This is a genomic window from Bradyrhizobium sp. IC3123, assembly GCF_020193625.1.
Taxonomy (GTDB): domain Bacteria; phylum Pseudomonadota; class Alphaproteobacteria; order Rhizobiales; family Xanthobacteraceae; genus Bradyrhizobium; species Bradyrhizobium yuanmingense.
On sequence record NZ_JADYVF010000003.1, the window covers coordinates 289,255 to 307,268 of the forward strand.

The 18,014-nt window shown below is 65.6% G+C and carries 19 protein-coding genes; 12 read left to right on the plus strand and 7 right to left on the minus strand.

The window, feature by feature from the left end; translation table 11 throughout:
- Positions 1-5: 5 nt before the first annotated feature.
- A complete protein-coding gene (locus I6F20_RS11435; protein ID WP_225126250.1) occupies positions 6-1,694 on the minus strand; it encodes a caspase family protein in 1,689 nt (562 codons plus the stop codon).
- A 246-nt stretch (positions 1,695-1,940) separates the two neighbouring features.
- On the opposite strand from I6F20_RS11435, the gene msrA reads away from it, so the two are divergent.
- From msrA to I6F20_RS11455, 4 genes are all read left to right on the plus strand, one after another.
- On the plus strand, positions 1,941-2,645 hold the full coding sequence (gene msrA / locus I6F20_RS11440; RefSeq protein ID WP_057028015.1) for a peptide-methionine (S)-S-oxide reductase MsrA: 705 nt from the start codon (positions 1,941-1,943) through the stop codon (positions 2,643-2,645).
- Positions 2,646-2,675: 30 nt separating this feature from the next.
- Positions 2,676-3,095 (plus strand): peptide-methionine (R)-S-oxide reductase MsrB, encoded by a 420-nt coding sequence (msrB, locus tag I6F20_RS11445; protein ID WP_109142549.1) that lies wholly within the window; start codon positions 2,676-2,678, stop codon positions 3,093-3,095.
- Positions 3,096-3,204: 109 nt separating this feature from the next.
- The gene (locus tag I6F20_RS11450; RefSeq protein ID WP_035998916.1) at positions 3,205-3,369 is read left to right on the plus strand and encodes a DUF3309 family protein; all 165 of its coding nucleotides are present in this window, start codon (positions 3,205-3,207) and stop codon (positions 3,367-3,369) included.
- Positions 3,370-3,581: 212 nt separating this feature from the next.
- Positions 3,582-3,875: a hypothetical protein gene (locus I6F20_RS11455; protein WP_024337713.1), complete on the plus strand. Its 294-nt coding sequence runs from the start codon at positions 3,582-3,584 to the stop codon at positions 3,873-3,875.
- Positions 3,876-4,112: 237 nt separating this feature from the next.
- Here I6F20_RS11455 and I6F20_RS11460 read toward each other — a convergent pair whose 3' ends face one another.
- On the minus strand, positions 4,113-4,655 hold the full coding sequence (locus I6F20_RS11460) for a DUF4112 domain-containing protein (protein WP_225126252.1): 543 nt from the start codon (positions 4,653-4,655) through the stop codon (positions 4,113-4,115).
- 58 nt (positions 4,656-4,713) lie between these two features.
- Entirely contained in the window at positions 4,714-5,139 is a 426-nt protein-coding gene (locus I6F20_RS11465; protein WP_035998913.1) for a DUF5413 family protein, read from the minus strand.
- Positions 5,140-5,281: 142 nt separating this feature from the next.
- On the opposite strand from I6F20_RS11465, the gene I6F20_RS11470 reads away from it, so the two are divergent.
- From I6F20_RS11470 to I6F20_RS11480, 3 genes are all read left to right on the plus strand, one after another.
- Positions 5,282-5,524, plus strand: a complete 243-nt coding sequence (locus I6F20_RS11470; RefSeq protein WP_225115171.1) for a hypothetical protein — start codon at positions 5,282-5,284, stop codon at positions 5,522-5,524.
- Positions 5,525-5,559: 35 nt separating this feature from the next.
- Positions 5,560-5,778 (plus strand): PIN domain-containing protein, encoded by a 219-nt coding sequence (locus tag I6F20_RS11475; protein WP_192893089.1) that lies wholly within the window; start codon positions 5,560-5,562, stop codon positions 5,776-5,778.
- Positions 5,779-6,030: 252 nt separating this feature from the next.
- Positions 6,031-6,303 carry a hypothetical protein gene (locus I6F20_RS11480; RefSeq protein WP_035998968.1) on the plus strand — a complete coding sequence of 91 codons (273 nt, stop codon included), beginning with the start codon at positions 6,031-6,033 and terminating at the stop codon, positions 6,301-6,303.
- Between the two features lie 120 nt (positions 6,304-6,423).
- On the opposite strand, the gene I6F20_RS11485 is transcribed toward I6F20_RS11480, so the two are convergent.
- The gene (locus I6F20_RS11485) at positions 6,424-8,013 is read right to left on the minus strand and encodes a hypothetical protein (RefSeq protein WP_225126253.1); all 1,590 of its coding nucleotides are present in this window, start codon (positions 8,011-8,013) and stop codon (positions 6,424-6,426) included.
- 37 nt (positions 8,014-8,050) lie between these two features.
- Positions 8,051-9,343: an adenylosuccinate synthase gene (locus I6F20_RS11490; protein WP_035998896.1), complete on the minus strand. Its 1,293-nt coding sequence runs from the start codon at positions 9,341-9,343 to the stop codon at positions 8,051-8,053.
- 422 nt (positions 9,344-9,765) lie between these two features.
- Between I6F20_RS11490 and I6F20_RS11495 the strand changes: the two genes are divergently transcribed.
- Positions 9,766-10,698, plus strand: coding sequence for a DMT family transporter (locus tag I6F20_RS11495; RefSeq protein ID WP_035998893.1), 933 nt, complete (start codon positions 9,766-9,768; stop codon positions 10,696-10,698).
- 194 nt (positions 10,699-10,892) lie between these two features.
- On the opposite strand, the gene I6F20_RS11500 is transcribed toward I6F20_RS11495, so the two are convergent.
- The gene (locus I6F20_RS11500) at positions 10,893-11,282 is read right to left on the minus strand and encodes a DUF1330 domain-containing protein (protein WP_192893391.1); all 390 of its coding nucleotides are present in this window, start codon (positions 11,280-11,282) and stop codon (positions 10,893-10,895) included.
- 104 nt (positions 11,283-11,386) lie between these two features.
- Between I6F20_RS11500 and I6F20_RS11505 the strand changes: the two genes are divergently transcribed.
- Both I6F20_RS11505 and I6F20_RS11510 read left to right on the plus strand, forming a co-directional pair.
- On the plus strand, positions 11,387-12,322 hold the full coding sequence (locus I6F20_RS11505; RefSeq protein ID WP_036022066.1) for a DMT family transporter: 936 nt from the start codon (positions 11,387-11,389) through the stop codon (positions 12,320-12,322).
- A gap of 97 nt (positions 12,323-12,419) precedes the next feature.
- A complete protein-coding gene (locus I6F20_RS11510) occupies positions 12,420-13,397 on the plus strand; it encodes a Bug family tripartite tricarboxylate transporter substrate binding protein (RefSeq protein WP_035998887.1) in 978 nt (325 codons plus the stop codon).
- A gap of 120 nt (positions 13,398-13,517) precedes the next feature.
- On the opposite strand, the gene I6F20_RS11515 is transcribed toward I6F20_RS11510, so the two are convergent.
- The gene (locus I6F20_RS11515) at positions 13,518-15,203 is read right to left on the minus strand and encodes a methyl-accepting chemotaxis protein (RefSeq protein ID WP_225126254.1); all 1,686 of its coding nucleotides are present in this window, start codon (positions 15,201-15,203) and stop codon (positions 13,518-13,520) included.
- A gap of 254 nt (positions 15,204-15,457) precedes the next feature.
- On the opposite strand from I6F20_RS11515, the gene I6F20_RS11520 reads away from it, so the two are divergent.
- Positions 15,458-16,501 carry a C-terminal binding protein gene (locus tag I6F20_RS11520; protein WP_225126255.1) on the plus strand — a complete coding sequence of 348 codons (1,044 nt, stop codon included), beginning with the start codon at positions 15,458-15,460 and terminating at the stop codon, positions 16,499-16,501.
- 85 nt (positions 16,502-16,586) lie between these two features.
- Entirely contained in the window at positions 16,587-17,927 is a 1,341-nt protein-coding gene (locus tag I6F20_RS11525) for an ABC transporter substrate-binding protein (protein WP_057028022.1), read from the plus strand.
- The last annotated feature ends 87 nt before the right edge of the window (positions 17,928-18,014 follow it).

Here is an 18,014-nt window from a genome sequence, read left to right on the forward strand (position 1 = left end):
CGCGGCTATTTCCCCGCGACGAAGTAAAAATCTTCCCGCCCGGGCGGCGACCCATAGGTGAACGGCTGCTGCTCGTGCCTGGTCGCGGCCCAGACGTCGTCGCGGACGATGTCGAACAATTTTCGGATCTCGACCTTCGGCTGCTTGATCTCGCGCGCGAGCGCGGTGGCGAACGGGCTGTTGGGGCTACCATCGCCATCCATCGCGGTCTGGCCGTGCTTAGCGGCGTAGACGACCATGAAGCCCGCACCGGGCTCGATGTTGGAAAAGCCCTTCTCGACCAGCTTCAGCGACAGCGTGCGCTGCATGGCCGGCGCGAACGGATTGTCGCGGCAGGCATCGAGGACCACGAGGCGCACTTTTCGCGCCGCGCCGACCGCGGCGATCACCTGCTCGAGCGCGACGGCCTCGGTCTCGGCGTCCTTGTCGGCGGTGAGCTTGGCGTCGACCGGAACGAGATAGTTCACCCCGCCGATCTCGAAACCATGGCCGGCATAATAGACCATGGCCCAATCGGCCTTTTCCGCTTCCTCGGCGAAGGCCTTCAGCGTCTGGAAGAGCGCATCGCGGGTGAGGTCCCTGGTGTCCATCACGGTCTGGAAGCCGAGGTCGCGCAGCACGCCGGCGATCAGCTTCGAGTCGCGCGGCGGATTTGGCAACGCATGGACGTTCTTGTAGGCGCCGTTGCCGACCACCAGCGCGACGCGACGGCCGGTCGTCGCGCTCGCCGCCTCCTTCGGCGTCAGGGCGGCGAGCCGCTCCTGCGCCATGGCGCGGGCGCGCGCAACCTCGGTCTCGTCGAACCTCGTCAGCGAATAGGCGGCGGCGCGATAATCGGCGCGGGCCTGCGCGAGATCCTTCCTGCGCTCGTAGATCTGGCCGCGGCCGGAATGGGCGCGGACATTGTTCGGGTTGATCTGGATGACCGTGTTGTAATCCTTCAGCGCGGCGTCGAGATCGCCCTTCATCATGTTGAGGTCGGCGCGGTTGTTGATCGCGAACGCGTTCCTGGGCTGCTTTTCGATCAGGCCATTGCAATCGGCCAGGGCGCGGTCGAACTTGCCCATCATGCCGTAAGTGACGCAGCGGTTGCCGGCGATCTGCGGCGCAGCCGCATCAATCTTCTCGGCCTCGGCGAAATCGGCGATGGCGCCGTCGAAATCCTTCAACAGCGTGCGCGCGCGGGCGCGATTGGTCCAGGCGAGCAGGAATTTCGGGGTGTACTTGATCGACAGGCTGAAATCGTCGATCGCGCTCTGCAGCGCGCCGCGGCGCGCGTGGATGACGCCGCGGTTGTTGTAGGGAACGCCATAGGCCGGGCGTTTCCGGAGCGCGAGATTGTAGTCGGCCATCGCGAGATCCTCCTGGCCGCTCCGCTCATAGGCGAGGCCGCGCAGGTTGAGCGCGACGACGTTGTCGGGATCGAGGTCGATGGCCATGGACAGCGTCTCGATCGCGTGGACATGGTCGCGCTTGTTGAGCAGGACATTGCCACGCGCGGACAGGGCGATCGCCTTGTCCTTGGCGGTGAGGCGATCGGCGCTCAGCAGATTCTCGCAGGCGGCGGCGCGGGCCTGCAGCTCAGCCTGGCGGTCGCGGCACAAAGCGAGATCGTCGCCGGCTCGGGGATCGGCCGCGGCAAAGCAAGTGCCGGCGGCGAGGACGGCCAGGATCAGGAGTACGACGCGCAGCATATTGTCAGGCCAGCTCCAGCCACCATTTGGTCGATCATCGATCGCGCCGGTTCATCTAGCGCGGAGTTCCGCATCCCGCCAAGCCGGCCCGTCGCCGCGTCAGCCGCGTCCTCACGGTCTCGTGTCCGCCCCGGCGTAACAATCTGCGGTACGGCCCGTATCTCGGATGATGCGAAACGCGGCCGGGCAGGCTGTTCGCCCGGTCCCGACCGCCCTAGACTGTCAGCCCTTCCGAAAGAGGATGCCATGCGCCGAACCGCCCTCGCCACCCTGCTCGCCGCAACCACCGCCCTGACGCTGGCTTTCGTGATGCCGTCGCGGGCCGCGGAGGAGGCGGTCGTGATCCCAGCCCCTACATTGGACGCGGCGCCCGCGAGCGGCGTCCAGACCGCCGTGCTCGCCGGCGGCTGCTTCTGGGGCGTGCAAGGCGTCTTCCAGCACACCGCAGGCGTCGTCAACGCGGTCTCCGGCTATGCCGGCGGCACCAAGGCGACCGCCGATTACAAGACCGTGTCGAGCGGCCGCTCCGGCCATGCCGAGGTGGTCGAGATCAAGTACGACCCGAAGAAGATCTCCTACGGCAAGATCCTCCAGATCTACTTCTCGGTGGTGCACGACCCGACCCAGCTCAACCGCCAGGGTCCCGACGTCGGCCCGCAATATCGCTCGGCCATCTTCACCACGTCGGACGAGCAGAAGAAGGTCGCGGAGGCCTATATCGCCCAGCTCAACGGCGCCAAGGTGTTCAACAAGCCGATCGTGACCAAGATCGGCGCGCTGGAGGCGTTCTATCCGGCGGAGGCCTATCACCAGGATTATCTGACGCTGCACCCGAACCAGCCCTACATCGTCTATAACGACATCCCGAAGGTCGAGAACCTGAAAAAGCTGTTCGCGGATAACTACATCGAGAAGCCGACGCTGGTGAATGCCGGCAAGGCCACCAACTGATCGCGAGATCCCCAAAGCAACGGGAGACCCATGCCCGACACCAAGACGAAAGCGACCGACGACAAGGTCATCAAGAGTGAAGAGCAGTGGCGGCGCGAGCTGACGCCGATGCAATACGCCGTGCTGCGCGAGAAGGCGACCGAGCGTCCCTTCTCGGGCGAATATGAGCACGACCACCGTGCCGGCACCTATGTCTGTGCCGGCTGCGGCAATGTGCTGTTCGAGTCGGATGCCAAGTTCGATTCCGGCTGCGGCTGGCCGAGCTTCACCCAGCCCGCGATCGAGAGCCACATCGACGAGGAGCGGGACACCAGCCACGGCATGATCCGCACCGAGGTGCTCTGCTCCAAATGCAGCGGCCATCTCGGCCACGTCTTCCCCGACGGCCCCGGGCCGACCGGCCTGCGCTACTGCATCAATTCCGCGGCCCTGAAGCTCGAGCCCAAATAAACCCAAGCCCGCCGCCGGGTTCCCCCATGGAACCCGGCGGCGCGATGTGCTTTTCTGCTCTGGCGGTGCGGCCGATCATCGCATTTCGGTGGCCGCCAGGGAGGATGCCATGGCGCTTGGGACCATCCTGATCATCCTGGTGATCATCTATCTCGTCGGCGGCCTGTCCGGCCGGTTCGGCGGCTACGGCTATGGCCTTGGCCATTCCGGCATCGGGATCGGCGGGGTCGTGCTGGTCATCCTGGTCGTGCTGCTGCTTCTTGGCAAAGTTTAAGTCACATAAGCCTTTGAGATATCGATAGGTTTCGTCCCCGCGGGGCTGCCATGCGCTGATTCATCATCTCGCATCGCGGGGGTCGCATTTTTGTCAAATCGGCCTATATTAGAGGGCGACAACGACATGCGGCGGGCCCGCTCGATTGCGGCCCCTGCCCTCCCCAACCCCACGCGCTTAAAGCCCCAGAGAAGATCACGAGGTCTTTGACCATGCGTCCACTGCGTCCGTTCAACTTCAACACCTCCGCCGAACTCTTCCCCGCCGCCATCCGCAAGAAGAAGCGTGCGGGCTTCACCTATCGGCGGTTCGGCACTGCGGCCGAGGCCGTGCAGTTCGCGATGGAGCAGTTGCCGACGGACTCGCTGAACGGCGCCTATCTCCAGGTCGAGGAAGCGCGCTTCGACCAGAACGGCATCCGCTCGCTGTACGAGAGCGATGCCTTCCCGCTGCCCCGCCGGCCCAAGCCGGCCCCGGCCGCGGAGACCGACGCCGACGCGGCGTAAGCTTTCGCAACAAAGTTCGATGTGCGCAGAAGGCGCGATGGCCGAAAGGTCGTCGCGCCTTTTGTGTTTGGGGCTTTCTCATCCGCTATCTCTCATCCGTCATTGCGAGCGCAGCGAAGCACCCAGCGTCCCTCCGCGGAAAGATTCTGGATTGCTTCGCTACGCTCGCAATGACGACTCTGGAAGATCGAGCGCATTGTCGACCAATCGGACTCGCGGCGAGCGCTCTCAGCCAGGCTACATCCGCGGCTGCTTTTCCAGCCAGCGCTGGAGCAGGCGGACGTTGCGCGTGTTGGCGCGGAACATGACGTCGAAGGCGTCGCCCGCGAACGGGACCAGGCCGACCACGCCGTCGACCGCGACATTGCCGAGCATGCGCGCCGTGATGTGCCAGGGCGCGCCCAGCGCGCGGGCTTCGCGCACCAGCCACAGCGAGATCGCGGTGGTGATGATGTCGCCGACGACGGGAATCAATCCGATCAGCCCGTCGATGCCGTAGCGGATGTTGGTGCCGGGCAGGATGAAGGCGACGTCGAGCAGCTTGGCGATCGCCTCGAGCCGCGCGATCCGCTGCTCGCGCGTCAGATTGCCGAACGGGCTGCCTTGACCGAACTCGAAACGAAACTCGCGAAATCCCTGCTCCAGGCTTTCCGGCCTGATCTCGTGGCCGTCCTGGTCGATGATCGGGCCGCGCGCCTCATCGCGCGAAAAGCGCGCATGCGGGCCGCTCCCGGAACGGGATTTGCGCGGAGCGAGGATGTCGTCGTCTTGCATGGCCATGGCCTTCAGTGAACGCGCCAGCGCGGCGGAGGTTGCGGCCGCGCCCGAACGCCGCGCGTCAGGTCGGCACCGGCGCGGCTTGCGGCTCCTCGACGTAGCGATGCACCAGCCAGGATGAAATCACCGCCGGCACGAAACCGACGAGCCCGTACAAGATGAACTGCACCGCGCCCGAATCCGGCCCGCGCGAGCTGTGGGTGAGCGAGGCCAGAGCGAAGGCGAACAGGCCGACCAGGAGCATCCGCAAGACCGGCCCAATCCGGCGGATGTGGATCAGGATGTCATCGACTGCGCCGATCATCAGCGCAGGCAAGAACCCGAACAGGTAGCTGTATTGGAGCGTCTTGAAGAACACCGCGAACAGCTTGCCGACCTCGCCGAGGTTGGTCTGGGCCCAATAGCCGGACTGGTAGGTCGTCGTCAGCAGCAGTAGGAACCCGCCGATGAATGGGACGACCAGCGCAAATACCAGATAGCGTTTCATCAAGCACCTCACACTCTGCAGGCGTTATAGCAGCGCAGCGGGAACCTTGAACAGCGGGCGCCGGGCTCCTTAAGGGGAACAAGTGGCAAGGCGATGAGTTCATGCTGGACCTGAATTGACCCCTGGCAGACTGGAGCCGCCGATGGCCCGCAAATTTCTCCTGGCGACGATCGCGCTGGCGGCCCTGAGCAGCCTGCCGACGGCACCCGCGCTGGCCCAAGGCCAGATGGGCACGCCGCAGGAGCGGCAGGCCTGCACGCGCGATGCGCAGCGCTTCTGCCGCAAGGACCTCGGCAATGACGGCGCGGTGCAGAGCTGCCTGCAAGCCAACCGGGCCAAGCTGTCGAAGTCCTGCAGCAAGGTGTTTCAGAGCCACGGCATGTGAGGACGTACCCATACCCGCGAACGGAGAGTGACGCCATGTTGCACGACGAAGAGCTCTCGATCCTGCGGGACATCAGCCAGTCCGTTGCCTTTGCCGACGACCGGCAGGGCAAGATGGGGCAATTGATCGCCGACGGCTACGTGATGAAGGACGGCGATCTGTTCGAGCTGACGCCCAAGGGCGTCACCGCTGTCGAGGAGCACGCCGCCGCTCTCGGCGCGAGCGATGAGGAACAAGCGTCTCCGATCGGCTGATCCGATCGCGCGACGTGACTGGCGTGCAACAATTGCGAATTCCTTTGTGCCGGCCATTGCGGGCGCGTGACAATGGCGCATACTTCGCTCGGGCGGCGCAGCACTTTCGATTCGAGCATCAAGAAGTCGAGCGACCACACGCGGGATCGAAGCTCCCGATGTGAAGGCTGCGACATGCGGCAGATCAAGCCGCGTGCGGCGCCCCAAAACCAAGCGGCTCAAGCCTTAAGGGAACTCGGGGATCCATTCCACATGACACGCCTTCAGACCATCGCTTCGCTCTTCGCAGTCGCCACCACCTTCGCTCTCCAGACCTCACCCAGTCTCGCCTTCACGCAAGAAGCCCAGCAGATGTGCTCGGGTGACGCCATGCGGCTGTGCTCCAGCGAGATTCCCGACATCCCGCGGATCACCGCCTGCATGGTGCGGAACAAGGCGCAGGTCAGCCCCGGCTGCCGCGCCGTGATGGACCGCCAGCACGCCGCCGCCGCGGCATCGCGCAAGCGGGAAGCCGCGGCGCAGTAGTCCTCTCGGACGTCATTCCGGGGCGTGCGAAGCACGAGCCCGGAATCCATCGGGCGGCATGTACGCGGTGAAATGGATTCCGGGTTCGCGCTACGCGCGCCCCGGAATGACAGAAGAGCCTCAATCGCCCCACTGCGCGAAGGCGTCGTTGAAGGCGCGCTCGCCGGGGGCGCCCTTCTCGATGGCGATGATGGCGCGGCGCTGGTTGGCGTAGACCAGCGGCACGTCGAACCAGGAGCGCTCCTTCAGGAGCTGGACGTTGCGGGCGCGGTCGGCATCGACATTGGAGAGGCCGACCAGGAAGAAGCCGTCGGTGACCTTGACCGCGAGGCCGGCGAGCGGCGTGCCGCGGGCCTGCTCGTTCGACTTCATCAAGATGCCCGGCACGTTGGAGACGCTGCCGCCGGGGAAATCCTGCGGCAGGATGAAGGTCAGCTCCGCCGTGTGGCTCGCCGGCAACGAGGAATCGGTGTTGCGGCGGAACGACATCGTCATCTTGAACTTGCGGTCGGGAATCTCGATGTCGGCGCGCACGGCGACGTCGGCCTTCTGGTTGCCGGAGGCCTTGATCGGCTCGAGCCGCCACACCACCGAGCCGACATATTGCTTGCCCTTCGGATCGGACGGATCCTCGTCGTAGAGCACGACCTTCTGCGCCACCGGCGCGACCGGCTGGTCCGCCGAGGGCTGACCGACGCGATCGGGAATCTTGGGCTTGCTCTGCGGCTGCGCCTGCGTCGTCGGCGTGTCAGCAACTTGCGTCGCGGACGGCTTGAGAAAGCCGTTGACGATCTGGACCAGTTGCTTGCCCCAGAGGATGCCGGCGCCGACCAGGATGAGCACGATGCCGACGGCAATCGCGCTCTTGAACGGAAAGGCGGAGCCGGTGCGGGCGCGCTTTTTGACGTCGCGATCGGGGGCGATGCGCGGACGCGGCGACGGCGGCTGCGGCGCGTAGCGCTCGGCCTCCTCGATCGACTCGTCGTAGGAATAGGGCGCTTCGGTCTCGCCGGCGCGGTTTTCCAGGCTCGGCTCCAGCCGGTCGAATTCCGGCGAGGGCGAGGGCACGTTGGCGTAGGTGCGGCGCGCGGCGCGGCTGGCCTGCGCGGCGGCACCGCCGAGATCGTTGGCGTCGGCCGTGATGTCGCGGAAGCCGCGCACGCCGGGTGAGGACGGCAGCGGCGGCGGGGGGCCGACGTCGGGCGGACGCCGCCCACCCTGGCGATCGCGGCCGGCCGGCGGCTCCGGCGGCGGGGCGGCGGGGCCAGGTGGGCGCGAGGCGTCGAAACGGGGCGCGCGCGGCGGCCGCGGGGCCTCGCCTTGATCATCAACGTTGAAGGACGGGCGGTCGGCGCGCGGCGGCGTCGGGGCCGGACGCGTGCGCGGCGGAGCCGCAGCCGGGCTCGCCTCGGTGGCACGGGTGCTGGCGCGGCGGAAGGCATCGCCACTCGAGCCGGAGCGGGCGGCGCCACCGGGACGCGAGGCCTCGCGGGCCCGCTGGGCGGCCTCCGATTCGACCTTGCGGACGGCCTCCTCCAGCGACAGCCGTTCCCGGGTGATCTCGGATTCGGAGAGCGGCGGCTGCACGCTGCGCAGCTGCGCGATCAGGGCCGTGCGCGCCCGTTCATAGAGCGCGCGACGGCTTTCGCCGGGAGCGTTGGGGTCCAGGGCGGCAATAGCGCGGGCGATCAGCGGATAGTAATCAGCCATTTCTACTCAACTATACGCGCGTCCCGGTAAGATATCGTTAAGCCTCAAACGGATTTTGCACCAGGATAGTATCTTCGCGTTCCGGGCTGGTGGAAAGCAGCGCGACCGGACATCCCACCAATTCCTCGATCCGCCGGACATATTTGATGGCCTGCGCCGGCAGGTCGGCCCAGGACCGCGCATTGGCGGTCGGCTCCTTCCAGCCCTCGATGGTCTCGTAGATCGGCTCGACCCGGCTTTGCGCGCCCTCGCCGGCCGGGAAATGGTCGATCTCCTTGCCGTCGAGCCTGTAGCCGGTGCAGACCTCGATCGAATCGAAGCCATCGAGGATGTCGAGCTTGGTCAGCGCCAGGCCGTTGATGCCGCAGGTCCGGACCGCCTGGCGGACCAGCACGGCGTCGAACCAGCCGCAGCGGCGCGGACGGCCGGTATTGGTGCCGAACTCGCGGCCGCGCTCGCCGATCTTGCGGCCGATCTCGTTGTCCTGCTCGGTCGGGAACGGGCCCTGGCCGACGCGGGTCGTGTAGGCCTTGCACAGGCCGAGCACGTAGCCGACCGCGCCCGGCCCGAGGCCGGCGCCGGTCGCGGCCTGCGCCGCCACCGTGTTGGACGAGGTGACGTAGGGATAGGTGCCGTGGTCGACGTCGAGCAGCGCGCCTTGCGCGCCCTCGAACAACATGCGCTTGCCGGCGCGCCGCTCGATATCGAGCAGCCGCCAGACCGTCTCGGCATAGGGCAGCAGCTGCGGCGCCATCGCCATCAGCTCCTTCAGGATCACCGCGCCGTCGAATTCCGGCAGGTTGAGGCCGCGGCGCAGCGCGTTGTGGTGCGCCAGCAGGCGGTCGATCTTGTGTGGCAGCGTCTGATGATCGGCCAGATCCATCAGGCGGATGGCACGGCGGCCGACCTTGTCTTCATAGGCCGGCCCGATGCCGCGGCGGGTGGTGCCGATCGCAGTCGCGGCGCTGGCGGATTCGCGGTGCGCGTCGAGCTCGCGGTGCAGCGGCAGGATCAACGTGACGTTTTCCGCGACACGCAGATTGTCGGGGCCGACATCGACGCCCTGCGACCTGAGCCTGGCGACCTCGTCGAGGAAGGCGGCGGGGTCGAACACGACGCCGTTGCCGATCACCGACAGCTTGCCCTCGCGCAGCACGCCGGAGGGCAGCAGCGCGAGCTTGTAGGTCTTGCCGTTGATCACCAGCGTGTGGCCGGCATTGTGGCCGCCCTGGAAGCGGACGACGATATCCGCCTGCTCCGACAACCAGTCGACGATCTTGCCCTTCCCTTCGTCGCCCCACTGGGCGCCGACGACGACAACATTGGCCATTCGCGGGTAATCCTGTTCAATCTGTCTCTAGAAGGCATGATCCTCGCGGAAAACCGGTGCCCACTTTTCCGGGATCACGCCTGCGCCCAGCCCAATCGGCAGCCGGAGCCGCCCGCACGCAAGGCAGCCAACCGGATAAAGGAAGCAGCCCTTCTAGGCAAGCAAGAACGGGGCTTTTTCGGGGTCTAACGTCCGGTCCAAGCCCTTGATATCCGCGGAAAATCCCGAACCCTGGCGGGCCGGCGCAACAGCTTCGACCAAAGCGGGAGAGGCCGCCTTCGCCGCCAGCATGGTCGCGATGCGCCCGTCCCCGTTGATGCAACCTCGATTTCCGTGTCTTTGGACCTGCCGGGTGATTAGCCGGCCCGGACCTCGCCGGGCCGGAGGGCTCGGCGTACTCGACGCGGGGCTCAACCATCACAATGTCCGCCACCGGCCAGACCACGCCCGCGGAAACATCCGGCCACAGCTGGATCGCCAACCAGCCTTACCTGCTGCTCAGCATCACCGCGCTGTGCTGGGCCGGCAACGCCATCGTCGGTAGGCTCGCGGCCGGCCACATTCCGCCGGTGACGCTGTCGTTCCTGCGCTGGTTCTTTGCCTTCCTGCTGGTGCTGCCGTTCGCCTTCAAGCACCTCGTGCAGGACTGGCCGGCGATCCGCGGCAAGCTCGGCCTGATGGTCACGCTCTCGGTCACCGGCATCGGCGCCTTCAACACGCTGCAATATTGGGCGCTGGAGCACACCCAGGCGCTCAACACGCTGCTGCTGCAGTCGGCCGCGCCGCTGCTGGTGGCGTTGTGGTCGCTGGTCATCCTCGGCATTCGTCTCACCGCCGCGCAGGCCTTCGGCGTGCTGCTGTCGATGTGCGGCGTGCTGACCATCCTGCTGCACGGCGATTTCACCACGCTGTCGAGCATCGACTTCAACAAGGGCGACCTGATCTTCCTGCTCGCGCTCCTGATCTTCGCGCTCTATTCGGTGCTGTCACTGAGGCGGCCGCCGATGCACGGCCTCTCGTTCCTCGCCTTCACCTTCGGCTGCGGCGCCGCCTGTCTCATTCCGCTGGAGATCTGGGAACTGTCCGCTCGCCCGGTGATGAAGCTCGACGGGCCGAACCTCCTGACGCTGTTCTACGTCGCCGTCTTTCCCTCGACGCTCGCCTATCTCTGCTTCAATCGCGGCGTGCGCCTGATCGGCGCCAACCGCGCCGCACCGTTCTTCCACGTCGTGCCGGTGTTCGGCTCGATCATGGCGATGGCGTTTCTGGGCGAGCACCCGCAGGCGTTCCACTTCATCGGTTTCGCATTGGTGCTGGCGGGCGTGTTCGCGGCGTCGCGAAAGCAGGCAAGTTAGGCGGCTTCATCGAAGCGCTCGCTGCACTTCCCTTCTCCCCTTGTGGGAGAAGGTGGCGCGAAGCGCCGGATGAGGGGTTGTCTCCGCGCATTCAATTGGGAGTGGACTCGCGGAGAGAGACCCCTCACCCGTCTCGCCGCTACGCGGCGAGCCACCCTCTCCCACAAGGGGAGAGGGGAAAAGTGCACGCGCTGCTACTTCGTCTTGAACTTGCTGTACGCCTCGCTCGTCGCAATGATCACGTGCTCGGCGCAGCCGTTGACGCGATGCGGATCGGCTTCGCGCTCGTAGGCTTGCGAGGTCATCATGTCGAGAAAGGCCGAGACGGACGGGTAATGGACCAGCGCGACGAAGTCCCAATCGTTGCCCGCGTGCGGACCGAGTGCGACCGCCTTGCCTTCACCGGTCCAGAGCAGTGTGCCGCCGCGCGCCTTGATCATCGGCACCGTGATCGCGCTGTAGCGCAAGTATGCGTCCCAGCCCGACCCGTCGCCATCGAGCGAGCGCGCGTGGAAGCGCATCAGGTTCAGCATCACCACCGGCGCATTCGGATCGAGCCGCTCCAGGCCCTCGATGTTCAACATATTGACCGCCAATGGCACCTCCTTAGGGCTCGGCTGCATTGTAGCATTGCGGCGCTGTGACTTGTGCCATCGCGGCAATCGGGCGCAAGTTGTATCCAACGCCCATGACGACCGCTTCGCCCGCGCCACCGGCCGCCAATCCGGCCAGCTGGCTCAACAACCAGCCTTATCTGCTGCTCAGCCTTAGCTCGCTGTTCTGGGCTGGCAACATCGTGCTCGCGCGCCATGTCGGGGCGCATGTGCCGCCGCTGACGATCACCACGATCCGCTGGTTCGGCGTGTTCCTGATCCTGTTGCCGTTCGCCTGGCCGCATCTGAAGCGCGACTGGCCTGCGTTGCGCAAGAGCATGCCCCTGATGCTGTTCCTGTCGCTGGTCGGCTTTGCCTTCAACAACGCGATCTCGTACTGGGCGCTGCAATACACCGAGGCGCTGAATGCGCTGCTGATCCAGTCGGCGGGTCCGCTGTTCGTGGCGCTGTGGTCGCTGGTGCTGTTCGGCGTGCGGCTGACCGGCGCGCAGCTCGGCGGCATCGCGATCTCGCTGCTCGGCGTGCTGATCATCATCCTGCGCGGCGACCTCGCGGCGCTGGCAAGCATCAGCTTCAACAGGGGCGACATCATGTTCGCCTCCTCGCTGGTGGCGTTCGGGCTCTACTCGGCCTTCATCCCGCGCCGGCCGAAGATCCACCAGCTCTCCTTCCTGTCCTTCACCACCTGCTGCGGCGCGACGATGCTGCTGCCGACGGCGATCTGGGAGGCGGCGAGCGGCCGCGTGCTGCAATTCGACGCGACCACGCTGGCGACACTGGGCTACATCCTGATCTTCCCCTCCACACTCGCCTATCTCTTCTTCAACCGCGGCGTGGCGCTGATCGGGCCGAACCGGGCGGCGCCGTTCTTCCATTTGGTGCCGGTGTTCGGCTCGGCGCTGGCGATCGTGCTGCTGGGCGAGAAGCTCCAGCCGTTCCACCTGATCGGTTACGCCCTGGTGCTCGCCGGGGTCGTGCTTGCATCGCGCCGGGGCTCGGCGATGACATAATTCCGCGCGACGGACGCGGTCACGACCTATAGCCATCTTCCGATTCCCCTTTGGACAAGCTAGGTTCCCCGCCAATCAAAAAGAGGGAACGACCGACATGATTTCAGGGCTGATTCGAAACCTGCGGACCGTCGCCGCGGCCGCGCTATGCCTCACGGCAGCATCCACCGCTCACGCCGACACCTATCCCAGCCGCAACATCACGCTGGTGCTGCCCTTCGCGGCCGGCAGCGGCACCGACACCACGACGCGACTGATTTCGCAGCATCTGTCGCAGGCGCTCGGCGTTCCCATCGTGATCGAGAACAAGGCAGGGGCCAACGGTATGCTTGCCGCGACCTATGTCGCGAAGGCTGCTCCCGACGGCTACACGCTGCTGGTGACGACCAACACTACGCATTCGGCCAATCCCTATCTGCTCAAGAGCCTCACTTACGATCCGGTCAAGGATTTCACCCCGATTGCCCGCACCGGCGATCTGCCCTTCATGCTGGTCATCAATCCCGAGGTGCCGGCCAAGACGGTCGGAGAGCTGGTGGCCTATGGCAAGGCCAATCCGGGCAAGCTGAGCTACGCCTCGGGCTCGTCGGCGGCGATCGTGTCGGGCGCGACCTTCGCGCACAATGCCGGGCTCGACCTGCTGCACGTGCCCTACAAGAGCTCGCCGCCGGCGCTCAACGACGTCATGGGCGGCCGCGTGTCGATGATGTTCGTCGACATCCTGACCGGCCTGCCCCATGTCAACGGCAACGCGCTGCGCGCGCTCGCCGTCACCACCAAGAACCGCACGCCGCTGGTGCCACACCTGCCCTCGATGCAGGAGGCCGGCGTGCCGGACTTCGACATCACGTCCTGGCAGGGCTATTTCGGCCCGGCCGGCATGCCGAAGGAGATCGTGACCCGGCTCAACACCGAGATCCGCAAGATCATCGAGAACCCGGAGATCAAGGCCAAGCTCGCCACGCTCGGCATGGACGCTTTTTCCGGCACGCCGGAGCAGCTCGGCACCTTCGTGAACGAGCAGCTGGTGCTGTGGGAGAAGCTGATCGCCAACGCGAAGATCGAGAAGCAGTAGTACGGTCTCGTAGGGTGGGCAAAGCGCAGCGTGCCCACGAAGAGTCGCACCGTACTCAAAAAGAAAAGGTGGGCACGACGCTTCGCGTCTTTGCCCACCCTACGAATTCAGCGCAAGAATTTACGCCGCGCGGACCTTGGCGAGGAAGCCATCGACGGCATCGCGCAGCGCGCCGGACTGGGTGTCCAGCTCGCGGGCGTTGGTGAGCACATCGCTGGCCGCGCTGCCGGTCGCTTCGGCGGCCGAGGTGACGCTGCCGATATGGGCGTTGATTTCACTCGAGCCGGCCGCGACCGACTGGATGTTGCGGGCGATCTCCCGCGTCGCCTCGCCCTGCTGCTCGATCGATGCGGAAATGCCGGCGGTGATCTCGCTCATCTCGGCGATCGTCTGGGTGATGCCGGAGATGGCCGACACCGCGTCGCTGGTCGAGGTCTGCATCGCCGCGACCTGGGCGGAGATCTCCTCGGTCGCCTTCGCGGTCTGGTTGGCGAGCGCCTTGACCTCGGAGGCGACGACGGCGAAGCCGCGGCCGGACTCGCCGGCACGCGCCGCCTCGATGGTGGCGTTGAGCGCGAGCAGGTTGGTCTGCGCCGCGATCGAGTGAATGAGCTTGACCACCTCGCCGATCTTCTCGGCACCGGTGGAGAGTTCCTGCACCGTGGCGTTGGTGCGCTCGGCATCGCTGACGGCACGGCTCGCAACTTCAGTCGAGCGCGTCACCTGGCGGGAGATTTCCGCAACCGAGCTCGACAGCTCTTCGGCGGCGGCCGCAACGGTGCCAACATTGCCGGACGCCTTCTGCGAGGCGGCACCGACGGTCGCCGCGCGCGAGGAGGCATCGCTGGCGGCCGCGGTCATCGATTGCGCCGTGGTCTGCATGCCGGCTGCGGCCGAGGAGACCGAGCGGACGATGCCGTTGACGCTGCGCTCGAAATCGTTGGCGATCTCCTGCATGGCGCTGCGGCGATCCGCCGCGGCGCGTTCCTTGGCGTCCGCGTCGGTCTTCTCGAGGTCGCGGATGCGGACCGCGTTGTCCTTGAAGATCTGCACGGTCGATGCCATCGCGCCGACCTCGTCACCGCGACCGACGCCGGGGATGTCGCCTTCGAGCTTGCCGTCGGCCAGCTCCCGCATCCGGGTGCCGAGCAGCCCGAGCGGAACACTGATGCTGCGGCCGATCATCCAGGCGACGCTGCCGGCAACGATGACGATGCCTAGCACAGCCAGGCCGAGCAGCCAGTAGATCGGACCCATCTTGGCGTCGATGTCATCCAGATAGGCGCCGGTGCCGAGATACATATCGAAGCCGGGGACCGCGACGGCGTAACCGATCTTGCGGATCGGCGTTTCCTGGCCGGGCTTCATATATTCATAGTGAAGCAGGATCTCGCCGTTGGCCTTGACGCCGTTCATCAATTCCAGCGACAGCTTGCGGCCGTTGGTCACGACGTCCATTCGGTTGGTGCCGATCACCTTCGGATCGGGCGCAAGCTGGGTGAGACCGTCATAGGACGTGCCGAACAGGTAGCCGGCACCCTTGTCATAGGTCATCGCGTTGCCGTAGCGGCGAAGCTCGGCCATAGCGGCGTCCTTCGTCATTTCGCCGGCATCGACGCGCTTCTTCAACGCGGCGGCATAGTTGCGCGCCAGCTCGACGATCGCCTTGGCCTGGTCGATGCGCGCATTCACCATCTCGCGCTTCATCAGATAGCCGGCGAGAACTCCGGAGATGCAGAGGCCGAACAGCGTGACTCCAACGAGAATGCCAAGCTTCGGGGCGATCTTCAGATTGCTCAACTTCACAGGTTAGCTCCGGCAATGATGGGGGTACAGGCGCATGACGAGATCGATCAAATTCGAATCAAGTCTTAGTGGCGGAGCCCTTAGCAAGTTACTTACGCACCTCCGTAGAAGCCCGGGGCTTGCACGGAAAAACGGAAATATACCTCGCCCGCAACAACCGTGAATTGTACGCACTTGCCCGAATTTCGCGTAAAAGACGCAAAGGCCCGCTCGTCGAGGCGGACCACGACAAGAAACCAAATCGGGAGCAGAGAATGCCGAAATACAGGGTGGTGACGCCGAAGGGTGCGAGCTTCACGGTCGCCGGCAGCGATTATTCCTATGAGCGCGAGGCGCTCGATCCGATCGATGCCGAGATCGTCGAGGCGCCCGCCGACGAGGTCGGGTTCATCGCCGCCGCGAAGAACGCCGACGCGATCTACGCCAAGGGCATCCCGATCACCAAGTCGATCATCGACGCGCTCGAGAGCTGCAAGGTGATCACGCTCGGCTCGGTCGGCGTCGACAGTGTCGACGTCAAGGCCGCCACGGCCCGCGGCATTCCGGTCACCAACATTCCCGACACCTTCATCGAGGAGGTCGCCGACCACGCCATGATGCTGCTGCTCGCCGGCTTCCGCCGCCTGGTCGAGCAGGACCGCATGGTGCGCGACGGCCGCTGGGCCGAGGGCCGGCCGGCGCTGCTGAAAATCCCGAGGCTGATGGGCCAGACGCTTGGCTTCATCTCGTTCGGCCGGGTTGCGCGTGCGGTCGCGAAACGCGCCGCGCCTTTCGGCCTGCGCATGATGGCCTACGATCCCTTCATCCAGGAAACGCTGATGTACGAACACGGCGTGATCCCGGCGACGCTGAACGAGGTGCTGTCGCAATCCGACTTCGTCTCGATGCATGCCCCGGCGCGGCCCGAGGTGCATCACATGCTGACCGAGAAGCACTTCCGACAGATGAAGAAAGGCTCGATCTTCATCAACACCGGCCGCGGTGCCACCGTGGACGAGGAGAGCCTGATCAAGGCGCTGCAGGAGGGCTGGATCGCGCACGCCGCTCTCGACGTGCTGGAAAAGGAGCCGCCCTCGCACAACAATCCCCTGCTCGGCATGGAGAACGTGACCCTGACCGCCCATGTCGCCTCGGCCTCGGCACGGTTCGACGAAGCGCGCAAGCGCCGGGTGGGCTACGAATTGTCACTGGTGCTCCAGGGCATGTGGCCGGTAAGCTGCGTCAATCCGTCGGTGCTGCAGAACACCGCGCTCCGCCGCTGGCAGCCCGTCAGCATGGACCGCGGGCCGAACAGCTAGGCGGGCGGCGCGAAGGCGCCAAGGACCAAACGGCCCCTTCACCGGCGATCAACGCCGGGAAGGGAGACATCATAGGGAGGTACTGATGAGGAACGACATCACACGTCGTGATGCCTTGGCGCTGGGCCTGTCCGCTGCAACGCTCGCGGCCACCGGTGCTGCAGCGCAAACGTCCGCTATCAAGGCTGCCGACGTCCCGGCACCCAAGCGCGAGATCGAAAAGGGCGCGTCCTTGCGCATGCTGCGCCCGGTGCGCTTCGTCCAGGCGGACGAGGACGTGTTCCGCGCCAATGCGGCAAAGTTCACCAAGGACACCGGGGTCGAGGTCAAGGTCGACTTCGTCGGCTGGGAGGACATCAACCAGCAGACCGCGGTGACCTCGAATTCCGGCGCCGGCCCTGACATCATCATCGGCTTCTCCGACGCGCCTCACATCTACATCGACAAGCTGATCGAGCTCACCGACGTCGCCGACTATCTCGGCAAGAAGTACGGCGGCTGGCTGCCGCTGGCGCAACGCTATGGCAAGAAGAACAAGAGCGAGTCCTGGATCGGACTGCCGTTCGGCGCCACCGCAGGTCCCCTGATCTACCGCAAGTCGGTCCTGCAATCGGTCGGCTTCGACAAGGTTCCGGAAGATCATGCCGGCGTGCTCGACCTCTGCCGCAAACTGCAAAAGGCCGGCAAGCCGGCCGGCTTCGCACTCGGCAACGCCAAGGGCGACGGCAACGGCTTCGCCAACTGGGCGCTGTGGTCGCACAACGCCTCGCTGCTCGACGAGGAAGGCAACGTCACCATCAACAGCAAGGAGACGATCGCCGCACTGAACTGGGTCAAGGAGCTGTATCCGACCTTCATCGCCGGCACGCCGTCCTGGAACGACGTCAGCAACAACCGGGCCTATTCCTCTCAGGAGATCGCGCTGACGGCCAACGGCGTCTCACTGTACTTCTCGCTGAAGAACGATCCGGCCACCAAGGCCATCGCCGAGGACAGCGAGCATCAGCTGCTGCCCAAGGGCCTCGCCAAGGTCTCGCCGATGGCGGGCCTGACATTGAACGCTATGGTGTTCAAGCACAGCCCGTACCCCAATGCCGCCAAGGCCTTCCTGCAATACATGCTGGAGAAGGACCAATACGAGCCGTGGCTCAATGCCAATTCCGGCTACTGGTCCCAGCCGCTGGCCGCCTATGCCGAGGCTGCCGTGTGGTCGCAGGACCCGAAGGTGAGCTTGTTCAAGAACACGATGAACAGCACTTACTATGACGGCTACAAGGGGCCGATCTCGACGGCCACCGGCGCAGTCAGCGCCGATTACGTGCTGATTCAGATGTGCGCCTCCGTCGCCACAGGCGCCGCCACGCCGGAGGCCGCGGCCGCCGAAGCCGAGCAGCGCTGCAAGCGCTACTTCCGGCGACAGCGGTAGAGCGACGACGACAGAGCCGCCGTCATTGCGAGGAGCACTTGCGACGACGCAATCCAGACGATCACTGCGGAGACAGACTGGATTGCT